The following is a 17,257-nucleotide window of genomic DNA, read 5'->3' as shown; positions in this document are numbered from 1 at the left end:
TCCCCCGCGGGGGTCAGTCGCGGGGGCGGTGCCGGGCGAAGAAGTCCTCGAGCAGCGCCGTCGACTCGGCGGCCAGCACCCCGGCGACGACCTCCGGGCGGTGGTTGAGCCGGCGATCGCGCACCACGTCCCACAGGCTGCCGACCGCGCCGGCCTTGTCGTCGAAGGCTCCGAAGACGATCCGCTCGACCCTCGCCAGCACCGCGGCCCCCGCGCACATCGTGCACGGCTCGAGCGTGACGACGAGCGTGCAGCCGCTGAGCCGCCACTCCCCCAGCGCCCGCGCCGCGGCGCGCAGCGCGACCACCTCCGCGTGCCCGGTCGGGTCCCCCTCGGCCTCCCGGATGTTGCGCCCGGCGCCCAGGACGTGGCCGTCCGGGCCGAGCACCACCGCCCCGATCGGTACGTCGTGCGTCGCGTCGGCAGCCTGCGCCTCGGCGAGGGCGGCGCGCATCGGCTCGCGCCAGCGGTCGTGCAGCACGGTGGCGGTGGTGCGCCGGCTCAGGCCGACGTCAGCCCGACGGCGTCGTCGAAGGCCTCGCCGAAGCCCACCTTGCGGGCCACGTCGGAGAGCACCTCGTCGGGGTAGAGGTCGAAGTCGTCGAGCAGCACGGCCATGTCCATCGCGTGCATGCCGAGGTCGCCGAGCAGGTCGAGGTCGCCGGCCGGGACGGCCTCGGCGTCCTCGTCGTCGTCGAGCGGCGCCGTGATGCCGAGCACCTCCAGGGCGGAGGCGGCCAGGTCGGACTCGTCGGCCGCGGCGACGTCGGAGACCAGCACCCGCACCACGGAGCCGGTGACGCGCACGAGCAGGAAGTAGTCGTCGTCGATGCCGATCAGCGCGATGGCGCCGCTGTCCCCGGGCAGCCGGCGCAGCGCGTCAGCGAGGGTCTCGAGGTCCGCGAGGTGCTCGCGGGTGAGCTCCCCGACCGTCCATGCACCGTCCTGTCGGAACGCGGCAAGGGCGAAGTCGACCTCGTCGATCTGGACCATGACGCTCCTCCACACCGGTGCTGGTCGCCGCCTGTCTCCCTAGGGTGGCAGAGCCCCGCCGCCCGGCCAAGTCTCGGACCGGGAACCTGGACTAGCCTTCACACATGCGTACTCATGTCGTGGACCACCCGCTCGTCGCCCACAAGCTCACCACCCTGCGAGACGAGCGCACGGACTCCCCGACGTTCCGCCACCTGACCGACGAGCTGGTGACCCTGCTGGCCTACGAGGCCACCCGCGACGTCCGCGTCGAGCAGGTCGACATCACCACCCCGGTCTCGCCCACCACCGGCGTACGCCTCGCGACCCCGAAGCCGCTCGTGGTGCCGATCCTGCGCGCCGGGCTCGGCATGCTCGACGGCATGATGCGGCTGCTGCCGACCGCCGAGGTCGGCTTCCTCGGCATGGTCCGCAACGAGGAGACCCTCGAGGCCGCGACGTACGCCGAGCGGCTGCCCGAGGACCTGTCCGGTCGCCAGTGCTACGTGCTCGACCCGATGCTGGCCACCGGCGGCACCCTCGCCGCGGCGATCCGGTTCCTCACGGACCGCGGGGCCGACCACGTCACCGCGATCTGCCTGCTCGCCGCTCCCGAGGGCTGCGTGCGCCTCGAGAAGGACCTGGCCGACCTCGACGTGCCGGTCACCGTCGTGACCGCCGCGATGGACGAGCGCCTCAACGAGAAGGGCTACATCGTGCCCGGCCTCGGTGACGCGGGCGACCGGCTCTACGGCATCGCCGGCGGCGCCTGAGCCTCGCCGGCCGCCCAGCCGCCCGGCTCTACCCGCCGGGGTGGACCGGGACCACGCCGGTGACGATCAGCACCATCAGGCCCACCACGACCAGCGCGAGCAGGACGTAGACCCACTCCCGGCTCTCGCGCTCGCTCTCCGGCTCCGGTGCGGCGTAGCGGTGCCCGTCGGGGCGGCCCAGGCGCTCCTCGTCCTCGTCCATGCCGTGCTCAACGAGCGGGCGGCCGCGAGGTCCCGCCCTGGTCTGAGCCTGCTCAGAGCCCCTTGAGGGCGGCGAGCAGCTTGGCGAGTGACTCCTTGGCATCACCGAACAGCAGCGTCGTGCGCGGGTCGAAGAGCAGCTCGTTGTCGATGCCGGCGAAGCCGGGGCGCATCGAGCGCTTGAGGAACACCACCTGGCGGGCCTGGTCGACGTCGAGGATCGGCATGCCGTAGATCGGCGCGCTGGGGGTGGTGCGGGCCGCGGGGTTGACGACGTCGTTGGCGCCGACCACGAGCACCACGTCGGTGTGGCGGAACTCGTTGTTGATGTCGTCCATCTCGACGAGCTGCTCGTAGGGCACCTGCGCCTCGGCGAGCAGCACGTTCATGTGCCCGGGCATCCGGCCGGCCACCGGGTGGATCGCGTAGTCCACGCGGACGCCGCGCTCGGTGAGCAGGTCGACGATCTCGCGGAGCGTGTGCTGCGCCTGTGCGACGGCCAGGCCGTAGCCGGGCACCACGATCACCCGCTCGGCGTACCCCAGCGCGATCGCGACGTCCTCCGGCCCGGCGGAGCGCACCGGGCGGTCGGAGGCGACGCCGGCGCCGAGCGTGGAGCCGCCGCGCAGCGCGCCGAAGAGGATGCTGGCCACCGAGCGGCCCATCGCCCGCGCCATCAGCAGGGTGAGGAAGGTGCCGGAGGCACCGACGAGGGTGCCGGCCACCAGCAGCACGACGTTGCCCAGGACGTAGCCGCCGGCGGCCACGGTCAGCCCGGTGAAGGCGTTGAGCAGGCTGATCACGATCGGCACGTCGGCGCCGCCGACCGGCAGCACCAGGAGTACGCCGAGGAGCAGGCCGACCGCGGCCAGCGCGACGCCGAGCGGGACCGAGGGGTCGCGGACCACGAGCACCGCGAGCACGACCGCGGCGACGGCCGCGAGCCCGAAGGCCACGGGCAGGCCGGGGAAGACCACCGGCCGCGAGGTCATCAGCTCCTGGAGCTTGGCGAAGGTGATCGCGGAGCCGGCGAAGGAGACCGCGCCGACGGCGAGCGTGAACCCGGTCGCGGCGAGGTCGAAGTCGGGGGTCGCCGCCCCCATGTGGGTCAGCTCGAGCAGCGCCACGAGCGCGGCCGCGCCGCCGCCGACACCGTTGAAGAGCGCCACCATCTGCGGCATCTGGGTCATCTGCACCCGCTGGGCGCCGAGCACCCCGACCAGGGTGCCGAGCGCGATCGCGCCCAGGATCAGCGCGACGTGGTCGAGGTCGAGGTAGAAGAACGGGACGGCGACCGCGACCACCGCGGCCCCCGCGCCGACGAGGTTGCCGGCGCGTGCGGTACGCGGACCGGACAGGCCCTTGAGCGCGAGGATGAAGCCGACCGCGCAGGCGAGGTAGACCAGCTGGGCCCAGGTGGGGGTCATCGGGCGCTCCCCCGCTGCGGGGCGGCGTCCTTGGCGGGGCGGCGCCGGCCGAACATCCGCAGCATCCGGTCGGTCACCACGAAGCCGCCGGCCATGTTGATCGCGGCCAGCACGATCGCGACCAGCCCGACCACCAGCGCGAGCGTGGACTCGGTGGTGCCGGTGACGATGACGGCGCCGAGCAGGATCACGCCGTGGATGGCGTTGGCACCCGACATGAGCGGGGTGTGCAGGGTGGAGGAGACCTTGGCGATCACCTCGATGCCGACGGCCACGCTGAGCACGAAGATCGTGAGCCAGGCGACGGGGTCGCTCATGCCGACTCCCCTCCGGCGTCCTCGAGCAGCAGCCGCGCCGGCTCGTGGCGCACCTCGCCGTCGTGGGTGACGCAGCTGGTGGCCACGATCTCGTCCTCCCAGTCGGGGGCCAGGGCGCCCTCGCGGGTCAGCAGGGCGACCAGGTGGGCGACGTTGGCGGCGTAGAGGCGCGAGGCCGGCTCCGGCATCTGGGCGGGCACGTTGCGACCGCCCCACACCTGGGCCCGCCCGACCCGCACCACCTCCCCGGGCACCGAGCCCTCGACGTTGCCGCCGGTCGGGGCGTCGGCGGCGAGGTCGACGACGACCGACCCGGCGCGCATCTGCTCGACCATCGCGGCGGTGACCAGCAGCGGTGCCGCCCGGCCGGGTACGGCGGCGGTGGTGATGAGCGCGTCCGCGGCCGCGACGTACGGCGCCAGCAGCTCGCGCTGGAGCTCGGCGCGCTCCTGCGACATCTCCCGGGCATAGCCGCCGGCGCCCTCGAGGGTGGGCAGGTCGAGCTCGATCGCGTGGGCGCCCACCGAGCGGATCTCCTCCGCGGCCGCGGCGCGCACGTCGTAGGCGCGCACGACCGCGCCGAGGCGACGCGTGGTCGCGATCGCCTGCAACCCGGCGACCCCCGCGCCCAGGACCACGACCTCGGCTGGCGGGACCGTGCCGGCGGCGGTCATGTTGAGCGGCAGGAAGCGGCGCAGCAGCCCCGCGCAGACGACCGCGCAGCGGTAGCCCGCCACCAGCGACTGCGAGGAGAGCGCGTCCATCGACTGCGCGCGCGATATCCGCGGGACCAGCTCCATCGCGAACGACGTCGCCCCGACGTCGCGCAGGTCCGCGACCAGGGCCGGCTCCAGGGTCGCGGGCAGGAACGAGACCGTGGTGGCGCCGCGGCGCAGGCGGCGTACGCGTGCGGGCGAGAGCGGCTGCACCGAGAGCACCAGGTCGGCACCGGCGAGGTCGTCGACCAGGTCGGGGTCGAGGACCGCGCCGGCCGCGACGTAGTCGTCATCGAGGTGCATCGCCCGCTCGCCGGCGCCGGGCTCGACCGCGACCTCCCACCCGAGGCCGGTCAGCTTGGTGACCAGCTCAGGTGTCAGCGCCACCCGCGTCTCGTGCTCGCGGGTCTCCCGGACCACAGCGACCCTCACAGGGTGAACCTAGTCACATCCGCCGACAGGGCGCGCCATTTGCGCCGACTCGCCGCACCATTGGCGCCGACTCGCGCAACCAGTGGCGCCGACTCGGCGAGGGGTCAGAGGTCGTCGAGGCGGTCCTGCCAGTGCCGGCGCAGCACCGGGGGCACCTCGCCGTCGAGGGCGTCGCGCAGCAGCTGCACCTGCGTGGGGTCGAGGGCGAGCGCGGGGAAGGCGCGCCCCACGACCTGGGAGAAGGCCTGGCCGCGGCGCTCGGCGATGCCGGGCGACTCGGCGAAGTAGCGGGCGACGTACGGCGCGAGCAGGTCGGTCTGCCCCGGCGACCACAGCCCCGCGGCGAGCGCGGCGTAGAGCCGGTTGGAGACCTCGGGGTCGTCGGCCATCCGCGCCCACGCCTCCGCCTTGGCCTCCTCGGTGGGGCGGGCCGCCAGCGCCCGCGCGGCGCCGAGCTCGCCGTCGACGGTGCCGTCGCGGCGTCGCTCCTCCTCGATCGCGGAGGCGTCCAGCGCCCCGAGCTCGGCGAGGCGGTGCACGATCCCCCAGAGCAGTCCCGGCGTCAGCTCGACGCCCTCGGCGGTGCCCCCACCGGCGCGGGCCGCGGCCAGCCAGCCGCCCAGCAGGTCGACGTCGGTGGAGGTGGTGATCAGGCCGCGGGTGCAGGCCAGGGCACGCTCGGGGTCCCCGGCGCCGTCCGCCAGCCCGCGCGCGCAGGCCGCGGCGACCACCGCGAGGAGCCACTCGGCGTCGCCCGGCGCGGTCCGGCGCAGCAGCACCTCGTCGAGGGTGCGCTCCAGCACCGCCTCGAGCAGCTCGGGATGCGACTCCGCGGGCAGGTGGGTGGCCACCAGGTCGGCGTACTCCTCGACCGGGAGCCGCCGCGACTGCACCAGCTCGAAGGCGTGCTGCCACAGCACCGTGCGGACAGCCACGTCGTCCAGGCCGGACAGCCCGGCGCGTGCTGCGTCCCAGGAGAGCGGGTCCAGACGCAGCCGCGCGAAGGTCTCGCCGTGGCTGTTCGGCACCACGACCCGACCGGCCCAGTCCTCGAGGCGCACCGGCTCGTCGGCGACGTCGACGAGGCGGGCGCCGACCTCGGTCCAGGTGCCGCCCGGCGCCACGTCGTACGCCGTGACGCGGAGGCGGTGCGGCCGCTCGCCCTCGCGGGTCAGCACCGGTACGCCGCCGTCGCGATCGACGCGGATCGTGTCGTGGCCCGAGCGGCGCAGCCACGACTCGACCCAGCCGCGCACGTCGCGCTCGGAGGCGGCGTCGAGGGCGTCGACGAAGTCGGCGAGCGTGGCGTTGCCGAAGCGGTGGGCGGCGAGGTGGGCGTTCACACCGACGAGGAACGCCTCGTCGCCGAGCCAGGTGACCAGCTGGCGCAGCACCGAGTTGCCCTTGGCGTAGGAGATCTGGTCGAAGTTGTTGAAAGCGGCGTCCACGTCGGGCACGTCCTCGGCGCGCGGCGCGACCGGGTGGGTGGAGCGGCGCAGGTCGGCGTCGTAGGCCCGCGGCTTGCGGCGCGCCTCGTGGGCGACCAGCGTGTCGGCGTACCCGGCGCCGTCGCGCGCGACGCGGTAGCCCATGTAGTCGGCGAAGGACTCGTTGAGCCAGGTGTCCTCCCACCAGCGCATCGTCACCAGGTTGCCGAACCACATGTGCGCCATCTCGTGGGCCACGATCGTCGCGCGGCGCACCCGCATCGGCTCGCTGACCCGGCCGCGGGGCAGCAGCTCGTCGCGGTAGGTCACGCAGCCCGGGGTCTCCAGCGCGCCCCAGTTCTGGCCCGGCACGAACGCCTGGTCGTAGGAGTCGAAGACGAACGGCTCGGCGAGCAGCTCGGCGTAGTGGTCGAAGCAGCCCTCGGTGAGCGCGCGCAGCTCCGCGGCGTCGCGGTCGAGCTCGGCGGCCAGCGAGCGGCGCGCGTGCCAGCCGAACGGCAGTCCGCGGTGCTCCCAGGTCACCGAGTGCCACGGGCCGGCGCAGACGACCACCATGTCGGTGGGGATCGGCGGGGTCGTCGCGAAGCGCCAGGTGCCGTCGCCGTGCTCGCGCGCCCGGCCGTTGGCCAGCACGGTCCAGGCGGGGTCGGCGTGCACGGTCATGGTCACCGGCGCCTTGAGGTCGACCTGGTCGAAGCAGGCGAACACCCGCTGCGAGACGTCCATGCCGAGGTAGGCCGACAGGTAGGTCTCGCCGTCCGCGGGGTCGGTGAAGCGGTGCATCCCGTCGCCGTCGGTGACGTACGGGACCCGAGCGGTCACCTCGACGGTCGCCGGGTCGCCGGTGGGCAGGCCGGTGAGCGCGATCCTTCGCCCGTCGTACGACGTGGGGACGGGGGCGCCGTCGAGGAGCACCTCGAGGTCGCGCGCACCGCTCAGCTCGAGGAAGGTGTCGGGCCCGGAGGTCGTGAACGTGACCCGCGTGCGGCAGCCGAAGGTGTCCGCAGACGCGTCGGTGAGGTCGAGCTCGATGTCGTAGGCGACGTCGCTCAGCTGGGCGGCCCGGGCACGGGCCTCGTCGAGGGTGAGGGACATCCCCCGACCGTATCGGTGCCCGGGGCCCGCCATTGGCGCCGACTCGGCGCGCCATTGGCGCCGACTCGCGCAACCACACGAGCCGACTCGGCGGTGGGGGTCAGCGGGTGAGGGGGAGCTCGTCGATGAGCTCGTAGCGGGGGCGGCCGCGGGGACCCTCGCCGAGGTGGGAGGCGATCAGGCGGAGCCGGTCGACGGTCCAGGCCGGGCCCCCGTAGGTGTCCAGCAGCCGCACCCAGTCGCTCACGTCGTCGGGGTGGCGCAGCCGGGCCAGCGTCACGTGCGGGCGGAAGCGCTGGCCGTCGACGGCGACGCCGGCGCGGTTGGCGGCCGCCCGCGCCCCGGTGGCGAGCCGGTCGAGCTCGGTCCGCCCCTCCTCGTCGAGGTCGAGGCCGGCCCAGATCACCCGGGCCCCGGCGACGTGCGGGAACGCGCCGCCGCCGGTGATCGCGGTGGTGAACGGCGTGCGCTTCGCGGCGGCCCGGCCCAGCCGCTCGACCAGGTCGTCGAGCGCCCGCTCCGGCACGTCGGCATAGAACGCCACCGTCACGTGCAGCTGCTCGGCCGGCGCCCAGCGGAACGGCCCGGCCGCGCGGCGTACGTCGAGGAAGGCGTCGAGATCCGCGACGACCTCCTCGGGTGGCACCACAGCCGCGAACATCCGCATCACCAGATGCTAGACGTCTCCCGACACACGATTGCCCCGGCGCGACCCGGGGCAGGGTGCGGGTCCCGGGCGAGGGGCGGCCGGCGATCAAGGAGGCGGCGAGGACGTGCGCGACAGGCAACGGCGGCGGAACCGGCCGGACCGCTTCTACGAGCCGACGCTCACGCTCACGACGTCCGCGCCGCCCGAGGTGGCCGTGGCGGCGCTCGTCGACGCGCTCATCGCCGCCCGGTACCGACTCCAGGAGCGCGAGCCCACTCGTGCCCGGCTGCGGGTCGGGTCCTGGCCACGCACGCTGCTCGTCCCCGACGACATCGGATTCCTGCAGCGCCTCGACCTGCTGCCGCGGCGCCTGGTCACTTGGTCCTTCATGGCGACCGTCGACCTGGAGACGCTCGACACCGCGCCGCAGACCCAGGTGCGGGTGCGGATCCACCGGGTGTGGGGGGACGAACGGTACGGCGTGCCCCACACCCTCCGCGCGGTCGACGCGGCGATGCGGGCGCTGTACGCCGCCGGCTACCAGGTCGAGGGCAGCGAGGTCGGCGAAGGGCCGTGGCTGCGGCCGTAGCTGTGGCTGTGGCTGCCCCGGGAGCCCTCAGACCTGCGTCCCCAGCAACGACCCGATCGCATAGGTGACCCCCATCGCCAGCGCGCCCCCGGCCACGTTGCGCACCACCGCCCGGGTGCGCGGAGCGTAGCCCAGCGTCGCGCTGGTGACGCCGGTGATCGCCAGCGCGACCAGCACGCTCAGCACCGTGACCACGACCCGGATGTCGTCGGGCGCCAGCAGGATCACCAGCAGCGGCAGCAGTGCCCCGGCCACGAACGACACCGCGGAGGCGAACGCCGCCGCCCACGGGTTGGTGATGTCGTCCGGGTCGATGCCGAGCTCGACGCGGGCGTGCGCGGCCAGCGGGTCGCGGGCCATCATCTGCTCCGCCGCCTCGCGGGCGACGTCCTCGCTCAGCCCGCGCTCGACGAGCAGGCCGGCGAGCTCCTCGCGCTCGGCCTCGGGCTGCTCGGCCAGCTCGCGGCGCTCGGTGTCCAGCATCGCGAGCTCGGAGTCGCGCTGGGTGCTCGTCGAGAGGTACTCGCCGGCGGCCATGCTGATCGCGCCCGAGACCAGCCCGGAGACGCCGGCGACCGCGATCGCGCCCTGGTCGGTCGTCGCGCCCGCGACACCCACGACCAGCCCGGCGGTGGACACCACACCGTCGTTGGCGCCCATCACGCCGGCCCGCAGCCAGTTCAGCCTCCCCCGAACGCCGCCGCTGCCCGGCTCACCGGGCCCTCCCGGCTCCCCGGGATGGGTGGTCGATGCGGGGTGGCGCGCCTTGGGGCTCATCGTCCCAGCGTCGCCCGCGCGGCGAGGGGCGGCAAGCAAGGCTTGCCTGCCCCTCGCCGCCACTCACAAGCCCTCACAGCCCCTCACAGACCAATGTCGCGCCCGATGAGCTCCTTCATGATCTCGTTGGAGCCGGCCCAGATCTTCGAGACCCGGGCGTCGCGCCACGCGCGGGCGACGCGGTACTCGTTCATGAAGCCGTAGCCGCCGTGCAGCTGCACGCAGTGGTCGAGCACCTCGTTCTGCACCTGCGAGGACCACCACTTCGCCTTCGCGGCGTCGACCGGGCTGAGCTCGCCTGCGTCGTGGGAAACCACGCACTGGTCGATGTAGGCCTGGGTGACCTCGATCTTGGTGACCTGCTCGGCGAGCAGGAACTTGTTGTGCTGGAACTGCCCGATCGACTGGCCGAACGCCTTGCGCTCCTGGGCGTAGGCGATGGTCTCCTCGAGGATCTGCGCGGCGTGCGCGACGTTGGAGATCGCGCAGCCCAGCCGCTCCTGGGGCAGCTTCTGCATCATGTGGATGAAGCCGCCGTCGAGCTCGCCGACGATCTCGGCGTCGGTGAGCCGGACGTCCTCGAAGAACAGCTCGGCGGTGTCGGACTCGTCCTGGCCGACCTTGTCGAGCTTGCGTCCGCGGCTGAAGCCGGGCGCGCTCGCCTCGACGGCGAACAGGGTGATGCCGCGCGCCTTCTTCTCCGGGGAGGTGCGGGCCGCGACCAGCACCAGGTCGGCGGAGTAGCCGTTGGTGATGAACGTCTTCGAGCCGTTGATCACCCAGGAGTCCCCGTCTCGCACCGCGGTGGTCTTCAGCGCAGCGAGGTCGGAGCCGCCGGAGGGCTCGGTCATGCCGATCGCGAGCAGGATCTCGCCGGCGGCGACGCCGGGCAGCCAGCGCTTCTTCTGCTCCTCGGTGCCGAGCTCGACGAGGTACGGCGCGGTGATGTCGGCGTGGATGCCCACGCACGAGCCGAGCGCGGCGTTGACCTTGTTCAGCTCCTCGAGCAGCACCGCGTTGAACCGGTAGTCGTCGGCCCCGGCCCCGCCGTACTCCTCCGGGATCGCCAGGCCGAGCAGGCCCTGGCGCCCGGCCTCGAGCCAGAACTCGCGCGGGATGGCCTTCGCCTCGGCGTACCGCTCGACGTCCGGGAGCACCGAGCGCTCCAGGAACTCGCGTACCGAGCCGCGGAATGCCTCGTGGTCCTCGTCATAGATCGCTCGCAACATGTCGTCACGATACTCATCGGTAACAGACGGCGGGAGGCCTGGAAGATTCCTCCCGGCGACCAACGGGTACAAGTCGGGCTCCGCCGCCCAGGGCCCGCGCGCGCCCCCTCCCGGGCGCCGCGACCCGTCCCGCTCCACGCAGCCCCGCGAGAGGTGCCCCCGTGATCGATCCCGCCGACGCAGCCCCCGAGGTCTGGCCGGGCCAGCCCTACCCCCTCGGTGCCACCTTCGACGGCAGCGGGACCAACTTCGCGCTGTTCAGCGAGGTCGCCGAGCGCGTCGAGCTCTGCCTGTTCGACGAGACCGCCGACGGCACCCTGTCCGAGACCCGGCTGGAGCTGACCGAGGTCGACGCCTACGTCTGGCACTGCTACCTGCCGCGCATCCAGCCCGGGCAGCGCTACGGCTACCGCGTGCACGGTCCCTGGGACCCCGAGCAGGGGCTGCGCTGCAACCCCAACAAGCTGCTGCTCGACCCCTACGCCAAGGCGACCACCGGCGATATCGACTGGGACCAGGCGCTGTTCGCCTACAACTTCGGCGACGAGGGCTCGCGCAACGACGAGGACTCCGCGCCGCACATGACCCACGGCGTCGTCATCAACCCCTACTTCGACTGGGAGGGCGACCGGCGCCCCGGCTACGGCTACAACGACACGCTGATCTACGAGGCCCACGTCAAGGGCCTCACCCAGCTGCACCCGGACGTGCCGGAGGAGCAGCGCGGCACCTACGCCGGCGTCGCGCACCCGGCCGTGGTCGCGCACCTGCAGAAGCTCGGGGTGACCGCGATCGAGCTGATGCCGGTGCACCAGTTCGTGCAGGACAGCACGCTGCTGGAGAAGGGCCTGCGCAACTACTGGGGCTACAACACCCTCGGGTTCTTCGCCCCGCACGCCGACTACGCCTCGACCGGGCGCGACCCCGCCACCCTCGGTGCGCAGGTCCACGAGTTCAAGTCGATGGTCAAGGCCCTGCACGCCGCCGGCATCGAGGTGATCCTCGACGTGGTCTACAACCACACCGCGGAGGGCAACCACCTCGGCCCGACGCTGAGCTTCCGCGGCATCGACAACCAGGCCTACTACCGCCTCGTCGAGGACGACCCGCGCTACTACATGGACTACACGGGCACCGGCAACAGCCTCAACGTGCGCCACCCGCACTCCCTGCAGCTGATCATGGACTCGCTGCGCTACTGGGTCACCGAGATGCACGTCGACGGGTTCCGTTTCGACCTCGCCTCCACCCTGGCCCGGGAGTTCTACGAGGTCGACCGGCTCGCGACGTTCTTCGAGCTCGTGCAGCAGGACCCGGTGGTCAGCCAGGTCAAGCTGATCGCCGAGCCGTGGGACGTCGGCCCGGGCGGCTACCAGGTCGGCGGCTTCCCGCCGCAGTGGACGGAGTGGAACGGCGCCTACCGCGACACCGTGCGCGACTTCTGGCGCGGCGAGCCGTCCCTGGGCGAGTTCGCCAGCCGGCTCGCGGGCTCCTCGGACCTCTACGAGCACTCGGGGCGGCGCCCGTTCGCCAGCATCAACTTCGTCACCGCCCACGACGGGTTCACGCTGCGCGACCTGGTGTCGTACAACGAGAAGCACAACGACGCCAACGGCGAGGACAACAACGACGGCGAGAGCCACAACCGCTCCAACAACCACGGCGTCGAGGGTCCCACCGACGACCCCGAGATCCTGGCCGCGCGGGCGCGCGCGCAGCGCAACCTGATCGCCACCCTGCTGCTGAGCCAGGGCGTGCCGATGCTGCTGCACGGCGACGAGCTGGGCCGCACCCAGCAGGGCAACAACAACACCTACGCCCAGGACTCCGAGCTGAGCTGGGTGGACTGGAAGGACGCCGACCTGCCGCTGGTCGAGTTCACCGCCGCCGTCGCCCGGCTGCGCCGCGACCACCCGACGTTCCGGCGCAAGCGGTTCTTCACCGGCGGCACCGTGCGGGTCCCCGACGGTGGCGACGGCGACCGTCTCAACGACATCGTGTGGCTGCACCTGGACGGGCGCCCGATCGAGGACGACGCCTGGGACGACGGCGCCAAGGCGCTGGGGATGTACCTCAACGGCCACGGCATCGCCGGGCGCGACGAGCGTGGCCAGCCGATCATCGATGACCACTTCCTGCTCTACTTCAACGCCGACGGCCCGGCCACGATCACCCTCCCGCCCGAGGAGTACGCCGAGGCGTGGGACGTCGTGATCGACACCGGCGGCGAGGCCGACGCGAGCCCGCCGCTGGCGGCCGGGGCGACGTACGAGCTGGACACCTGCAGCGTGCTCGTGCTGCGCGAGCACCGCGAGCCGGAGACCGAGCCCGACCTGTCGGTCGCGGCGTCCGTGGCGGCCCAGTCGGCCCACAACGGGCGGGGCTGAGCCGTGCGCGTCCCCACCAGCACCTACCGGCTGCAGATCACCGAGGACCTCGACCTGTTCGCCGCGGCCCGGCTGCTGCCCTACCTCCACGAGCTGGGGGCGGACTGGGTCTACCTGTCCCCGCTGCTGGCGGCGGAGCCCGGCAGCACCCACGGGTACGACGTGGTCGCCCACGACCACGTCGACGCCTCGCGCGGCGGCGCGGAGGGCCTGGCCGCCGTGAGCGCGGAGGCGCGCCGTCTCGGCATGGGCGTCCTGGTCGACATCGTGCCCAACCACGTCGGCGTCGCGACGCCGGCGGCGAACCCGTGGTGGTGGGACGTGCTCAAGCACGGTCGCCACGGCGAGCGCGCCGCCGCCTTCGACATCGACTGGAACCCCACCGGCCAGCGGCTGCGGATCCCGGTCGTCGGCGACGACGACCAGACCCTCGACGGCGGCCCGGTCGGCCACCTCGACGTGGTGGACGGCCCCGACGGCGAGCCCGAGCTGCGCTACCACGACCACCGCTTCCCGGTCGCGCCCGGCACCGCTGACGACTGGGGCAAGCCGGGGGTGGACGCGAACACCGTGCACGACCGGCAGCACTACGAGCTGGTCAACTGGCGGGTGGCCGACGACGGGCTCAACTACCGCCGCTTCTTCGCGGTCAACACGCTGGCCGCCGTACGCGTCGAGGAGCCACAGGTCTTCGACGACACCCACGTGGAGATCCGGCGCTGGTTCGACGAGGGCCTGGTCGACGGGCTGCGCGTCGACCACCCCGACGGGCTGCGCGACCCGGGCACGTACCTCGACGACCTGGCCGCCCTCACCGGCGGCGCCTACGTCCTGGTCGAGAAGATCCTGGAGCCCGGCGAGCAGCTGCCGTCCTCCTGGGCCACCGCCGGCACCACCGGCTACGACGCGCTGGCCCACATCGACCGGGTGCTCACCGACCCCGCCGGCCAGGGGCCCCTCGATGCGCTCGAGGCCCGGCTGCGCGGCGCGCCGGTGGACTGGGCCGAGATGGTGCACGGCACCAAGCGCGAGGTCGCGGACAACCTGTTGCACTCCGAGGTGCGCCGCATCGTGCGCGACCTGCGCCGCGAGGACCCGACGCTGCCGGCCTTCCGCGCCGAGGACGCGATCGGGGAGCTGATGGCCTGCTTCGGCGTCTACCGCTCCTACCTGCCCGAGGGCCGCGAGCACCTCGAGCACGCCTTCGCCGAGGCGCGGCGCCGGCGTCCCGACCTCGCCGGCACCTTCGACAGGCTCGAGCCGAAGCTGACCGACGGCGAGGCCGACGGGACCCGGCGCTTCCAGCAGACCAGCGGCATGGTGATGGCCAAGGGCGTGGAGGACTGCGCGTTCTACCGCTGGTCGCGGCTCACCTCGCTCAACGAGGTGGGCGGGGACCCCTCGGTCTTCGCGCTGCCGGTGGCGGGCTTCCACGAGGCGATGGCCGAGCGTCAGCAGCGCTGGCCGCACGCCATGACCACGCTCTCGACCCACGACACCAAGCGCGGCGAGGACGTCCGCGCCCGCATCACCGCGCTCGCCGAGATCCCCGAGGTCTGGGCGGCCGCGCTCGACCGGTTGCTGGCGCTGGCGCCGCTGCCCGACCCGGGCTTCGGGTCGCTGCTGTGGCAGGCCGTGCTCGGGGCCTGGCCCGCAGACCGCGAGCGGCTGCACGGGTACGCCGAGAAGGCGATGCGCGAGGCCGGCGACCGCACCACCTGGACCGCCCCGGACACCGACTACGAGGCGGCCGTGCACGCGGCGGTCGACAGCGCCTTCGACGACCCCGAGGTGACCGCGGTGCTGGAGGACCTGCTCGCGCAGGTCACCGTGCCGGGCTGGTCCAACGCGCTGGGCGCCAAGCTGGTCGCGCTCACGATCCCGGGCGTGCCGGACGTCTACCAGGGCAGCGAGCTGTGGGAGCAGAGCCTGGTCGACCCGGACAACCGCCGGTGGGTCGACTTCGACACCCGCGCCGAGCTGCTGCGCACCGGCGCCTGGGAGGCGCCGACCCCGCGGGTCGATGACCCCGGGAGCGCCAAGCTGCACGTCACCGCGACCGCCCTGCGCCTGCGCCGCGACCGCCCCGAGCTGTTCACGTCGTACGACGCGGTGGACGCGAGCGGGCCGGCGGCCGACCACGTGCTGGCCTTCGACCGCGGCGGCGCTGTCACCGTGGCGACCCGGCTGCCGGTCGGGCTCGCCGCCCGCGGCGGCTGGGGCGACACCAGCGTCGCGCTGGCACCGGGGCGCTGGGTGGACACGCTCACCGGGACCATCCACGAGTCCGGGCCCGGCGGGCTCGGCCTGAGCGACCTGCTGGACCGACTGCCGGTGGCCCTGCTGGTCCCGGCCACTGACGAGGAGAAGTGATGAGGGGTCCCTTCGACGTCTGGGCGCCGCGCCCGGCGCGGGTGCGCCTGGCGGTGGGCGAGGCGGTCGTGGACATGGTCCGCGGCGCCGACGACTGGTGGACGCCGGGCGCGGCGCTCCCCGAGCTCCCCGGCCTGACCGATGGCCCCGCAGACGGCATCGACTACGGCTACCTGCTCGACGACGACGAGACCCCGCGGCCGGACCCGCGCTCGCGGCGCCAGCCCGACGGCGTCCACGGCCGCTCGCGCACCTTCGACCCCACGGCGTACGCCTGGACCGACCAGGCCTGGACCGGGCGCCAGCTGGCCGGGTCGGTGATCTATGAGCTGCACGTCGGCACCTTCACCCCCGAGGGCACCCTGGACGCCGCGCTCGAGCGCCTGGACCACCTGCGCTCGATCGGCGTCGACTTCGTCGAGCTGATGCCGGTCAACGGCTTCAACGGCACCTGGAACTGGGGCTACGACGGCGTGCTGTGGTCGACGGTCCACGAGGCGTACGGCGGCCCCGCGGCGTACCAGCGCTTCGTCGACGGCTGCCACGCCGCCGGGCTGGGCGTGATCCAGGACGTCGTCTACAACCACCTCGGGCCCTCGGGGAACTACCTGCCGCTGTTCGGGCCCTACCTCAAGTCGGGCGCGAACACCTGGGGCGACCTGATCAACCTCGACACCGAGGGCTCCGCCGAGGTGCGCCGGCTGATCCTCGACAACGTGCGGATGTGGCTGTCGGACTACCACGTCGACGGGCTGCGCCTCGACGCCGTGCACGCGCTCGACGACTCCTCACCGGTGCACCTGCTGGAGGAGATGGCGATCGAGGTCGCCGCGCTGTCGGCCCACCAGCGCCGCCCGCTCACGCTGATCGCGGAGTCCGACCTCAACCAGGCGCGGATGGTGACCCCGCGCGAAGGCGGCGGACTGGGCATCGACGCCCAGTGGAGCGACGACTTCCACCACGCCGTGCACGTCGCGCTGACCCGGGAGACCGAGGGCTACTACGCCGACTTCGAGCCGCTCGCGGCGCTGGCGAAGGTCTGCGAGCGCGGGTTCTTCCACGACGGCACCTTCTCCTCCTTCCGCGGCCGCGACCACGGCGCGCCGATCGACACCGAGACGCTGCCGACCTGGCGCCTCGTGGTGTGCAGCCAGAACCACGACCAGATCGGCAACCGCGCCGTCGGCGACCGGATCACCGAGGTGCTCGACGACGACCAGCTCGCCTGCGCGGCGCTGCTGACGCTGGCCGGCCCGTTCACCCCGATGCTGTTCCAGGGCGAGGAGTGGGCGGCCTCCACACCGTTCCAGTTCTTCACCAGCCACCCCGAGCCCGAGCTCGGCACCGCCACCGCGGAGGGGCGGATCGCGGAGTTCGAGCGGATGGGCTGGGACCCCGCGGTGGTGCCGGACCCGCAGGACCCCGCGACGTACGAGCGCTCCAAGCTGGACTGGTCCGAGCTCGAGGGCGGGCGGCACGCGCGGCTGCTGGAGGTCTACCGCGAGCTCGCCCGGCTGCGCCGTACGCTCCCCGACCTCACCGACCCGTCGTTCACCTCGGTGTCCTGCACGGTCAACGAGGAGGCCCGGGTCTTCACGATGCGCCGCGGCTCGCTCCTGGTCGCGGTCAACTTCGGCGACGCCGAGGCGGTCCTCCCCGTCGGCCCCGACCGCGCGGCCCTCTTCAGCACCCCCGCCGGCGCCACCCTCCACGCCGACACCCTCACCCTCCCGCCGCACGCCGGGGCGCTCCTCGGCTGAGAGGTTGAATCGAGACTTTTGACGGTCGAGTCGAGACTTCCGACCACTTGAATCGAGACGTACGCCGCCATTGGCGCCGACTGGGCGCGCCATTGGCGCCGACTCGGCGAGG

General features: G+C 73.3%; 15 protein-coding genes. 5 read left to right on the top strand and 10 right to left on the bottom strand.

Annotation, left to right across the window (positions count from 1 at the left end; all coding sequences use genetic code 11):
- Positions 1 to 13 precede the first annotated feature (13 nt).
- Both GFH29_RS01260 and GFH29_RS01255 read right to left on the bottom strand, forming a co-directional pair.
- On the bottom strand, positions 14 to 454 hold the full coding sequence (locus GFH29_RS01260) for a nucleoside deaminase (RefSeq protein ID WP_153325563.1): 441 nt from the start codon (positions 452 to 454) through the stop codon (positions 14 to 16).
- Between the two features lie 47 nt (positions 455 to 501).
- Positions 502 to 993 (bottom strand): tRNA adenosine deaminase-associated protein, encoded by a 492-nt coding sequence (locus GFH29_RS01255; RefSeq protein WP_153321687.1) that lies wholly within the window; start codon positions 991 to 993, stop codon positions 502 to 504.
- A 104-nt stretch (positions 994 to 1,097) separates the two neighbouring features.
- On the opposite strand from GFH29_RS01255, the gene upp reads away from it, so the two are divergent.
- Positions 1,098 to 1,745 carry a uracil phosphoribosyltransferase gene (upp, locus tag GFH29_RS01250; RefSeq protein WP_153321686.1) on the top strand — a complete coding sequence of 216 codons (648 nt, stop codon included), beginning with the start codon at positions 1,098 to 1,100 and terminating at the stop codon, positions 1,743 to 1,745.
- Between the two features lie 28 nt (positions 1,746 to 1,773).
- Here the strand turns inward: upp and GFH29_RS01245 are convergent, their stop codons facing one another.
- The 6 genes from GFH29_RS01245 to thpR all read right to left on the bottom strand — a co-directional run bounded on the left by GFH29_RS01245 (position 1,774) and on the right by thpR (position 8,048).
- Entirely contained in the window at positions 1,774 to 1,947 is a 174-nt protein-coding gene (locus GFH29_RS01245; RefSeq protein ID WP_153321685.1) for a hypothetical protein, read from the bottom strand.
- Between the two features lie 52 nt (positions 1,948 to 1,999).
- Positions 2,000 to 3,373, bottom strand: coding sequence for an NAD(P)(+) transhydrogenase (Re/Si-specific) subunit beta (locus GFH29_RS01240; RefSeq protein ID WP_153321684.1), 1,374 nt, complete (start codon positions 3,371 to 3,373; stop codon positions 2,000 to 2,002).
- The gene (locus GFH29_RS01235) at positions 3,370 to 3,690 is read right to left on the bottom strand and encodes an NAD(P) transhydrogenase subunit alpha (protein WP_153321683.1); all 321 of its coding nucleotides are present in this window, start codon (positions 3,688 to 3,690) and stop codon (positions 3,370 to 3,372) included. Before GFH29_RS01235 ends, GFH29_RS01240 begins: the two co-directional genes overlap by 4 nt.
- Positions 3,687 to 4,838: an NAD(P) transhydrogenase subunit alpha gene (locus GFH29_RS01230; RefSeq protein WP_153321682.1), complete on the bottom strand. Its 1,152-nt coding sequence runs from the start codon at positions 4,836 to 4,838 to the stop codon at positions 3,687 to 3,689. Before GFH29_RS01230 ends, GFH29_RS01235 begins: the two co-directional genes overlap by 4 nt.
- A 104-nt stretch (positions 4,839 to 4,942) precedes the next feature.
- Positions 4,943 to 7,381 (bottom strand): aminopeptidase N, encoded by a 2,439-nt coding sequence (gene pepN, locus GFH29_RS01225; protein WP_153321681.1) that lies wholly within the window; start codon positions 7,379 to 7,381, stop codon positions 4,943 to 4,945.
- 100 nt (positions 7,382 to 7,481) lie between these two features.
- The gene (gene thpR, locus GFH29_RS01220) at positions 7,482 to 8,048 is read right to left on the bottom strand and encodes an RNA 2',3'-cyclic phosphodiesterase (protein WP_153321680.1); all 567 of its coding nucleotides are present in this window, start codon (positions 8,046 to 8,048) and stop codon (positions 7,482 to 7,484) included.
- Positions 8,049 to 8,154: 106 nt separating this feature from the next.
- Here thpR and GFH29_RS01215 point away from each other — a divergent pair, with 106 nt between their 5' ends.
- Positions 8,155 to 8,619, top strand: a complete 465-nt coding sequence (locus tag GFH29_RS01215) for a hypothetical protein (RefSeq protein WP_153321679.1) — start codon at positions 8,155 to 8,157, stop codon at positions 8,617 to 8,619.
- 27 nt (positions 8,620 to 8,646) lie between these two features.
- On the opposite strand, the gene GFH29_RS01210 is transcribed toward GFH29_RS01215, so the two are convergent.
- Positions 8,647 to 9,396, bottom strand: coding sequence for a VIT1/CCC1 transporter family protein (locus GFH29_RS01210; protein WP_153321678.1), 750 nt, complete (start codon positions 9,394 to 9,396; stop codon positions 8,647 to 8,649).
- Between the two features lie 83 nt (positions 9,397 to 9,479).
- The gene (locus tag GFH29_RS01205) at positions 9,480 to 10,625 is read right to left on the bottom strand and encodes an acyl-CoA dehydrogenase family protein (RefSeq protein WP_153321677.1); all 1,146 of its coding nucleotides are present in this window, start codon (positions 10,623 to 10,625) and stop codon (positions 9,480 to 9,482) included.
- A 161-nt stretch (positions 10,626 to 10,786) separates the two neighbouring features.
- On the opposite strand from GFH29_RS01205, the gene glgX reads away from it, so the two are divergent.
- From glgX to treZ, 3 genes are read left to right on the top strand one after another with little or no spacing between them, the layout of a single operon-like run.
- Positions 10,787 to 13,012, top strand: a complete 2,226-nt coding sequence (gene glgX, locus GFH29_RS01200) for a glycogen debranching protein GlgX (protein WP_153321676.1) — start codon at positions 10,787 to 10,789, stop codon at positions 13,010 to 13,012.
- A gap of 3 nt (positions 13,013 to 13,015) precedes the next feature.
- Positions 13,016 to 15,385, top strand: a complete 2,370-nt coding sequence (gene treY, locus GFH29_RS01195; RefSeq protein ID WP_153321675.1) for a malto-oligosyltrehalose synthase — start codon at positions 13,016 to 13,018, stop codon at positions 15,383 to 15,385.
- Positions 15,385 to 17,145 (top strand): malto-oligosyltrehalose trehalohydrolase, encoded by a 1,761-nt coding sequence (treZ, locus tag GFH29_RS01190; RefSeq protein WP_153321674.1) that lies wholly within the window; start codon positions 15,385 to 15,387, stop codon positions 17,143 to 17,145. The genes treY and treZ overlap by 1 nt, the downstream gene beginning before the upstream one ends.
- Positions 17,146 to 17,257 lie beyond the last annotated feature (112 nt).

The organism is Nocardioides sp. dk884 (assembly GCF_009557055.1).
Lineage (GTDB): Bacteria > Actinomycetota > Actinomycetes > Propionibacteriales > Nocardioidaceae > Nocardioides.
Note: the sequence above shows the minus strand (reverse complement) of the source record. Positions and strands in the feature narration are given on the sequence as shown.

What these genes read in the sequence shown, in the direction of transcription:
- GFH29_RS01260 (WP_153325563.1), bottom strand. Translation starts at nt 454, where the DNA reads ATGCGCGCCGCCCTCGCCGAGGCGCAGGCTGCCGACGCGACGCACGAC.
- GFH29_RS01255 (WP_153321687.1), bottom strand. Translation starts at nt 993, where the DNA reads ATGGTCCAGATCGACGAGGTCGACTTCGCCCTTGCCGCGTTCCGACAG.
- upp (WP_153321686.1), top strand. Translation starts at nt 1,098, where the DNA reads ATGCGTACTCATGTCGTGGACCACCCGCTCGTCGCCCACAAGCTCACC.
- GFH29_RS01245 (WP_153321685.1), bottom strand. Translation starts at nt 1,947, where the DNA reads ATGGACGAGGACGAGGAGCGCCTGGGCCGCCCCGACGGGCACCGCTAC.
- GFH29_RS01240 (WP_153321684.1), bottom strand. Translation starts at nt 3,373, where the DNA reads ATGACCCCCACCTGGGCCCAGCTGGTCTACCTCGCCTGCGCGGTCGGC.
- GFH29_RS01235 (WP_153321683.1), bottom strand. Translation starts at nt 3,690, where the DNA reads ATGAGCGACCCCGTCGCCTGGCTCACGATCTTCGTGCTCAGCGTGGCC.
- pepN (WP_153321681.1), bottom strand. Translation starts at nt 7,381, where the DNA reads ATGTCCCTCACCCTCGACGAGGCCCGTGCCCGGGCCGCCCAGCTGAGC.
- thpR (WP_153321680.1), bottom strand. Translation starts at nt 8,048, where the DNA reads ATGCGGATGTTCGCGGCTGTGGTGCCACCCGAGGAGGTCGTCGCGGAT.
- GFH29_RS01210 (WP_153321678.1), bottom strand. Translation starts at nt 9,396, where the DNA reads ATGAGCCCCAAGGCGCGCCACCCCGCATCGACCACCCATCCCGGGGAG.
- GFH29_RS01205 (WP_153321677.1), bottom strand. Translation starts at nt 10,625, where the DNA reads ATGTTGCGAGCGATCTATGACGAGGACCACGAGGCATTCCGCGGCTCG.
- treZ (WP_153321674.1), top strand. Translation starts at nt 15,385, where the DNA reads ATGAGGGGTCCCTTCGACGTCTGGGCGCCGCGCCCGGCGCGGGTGCGC.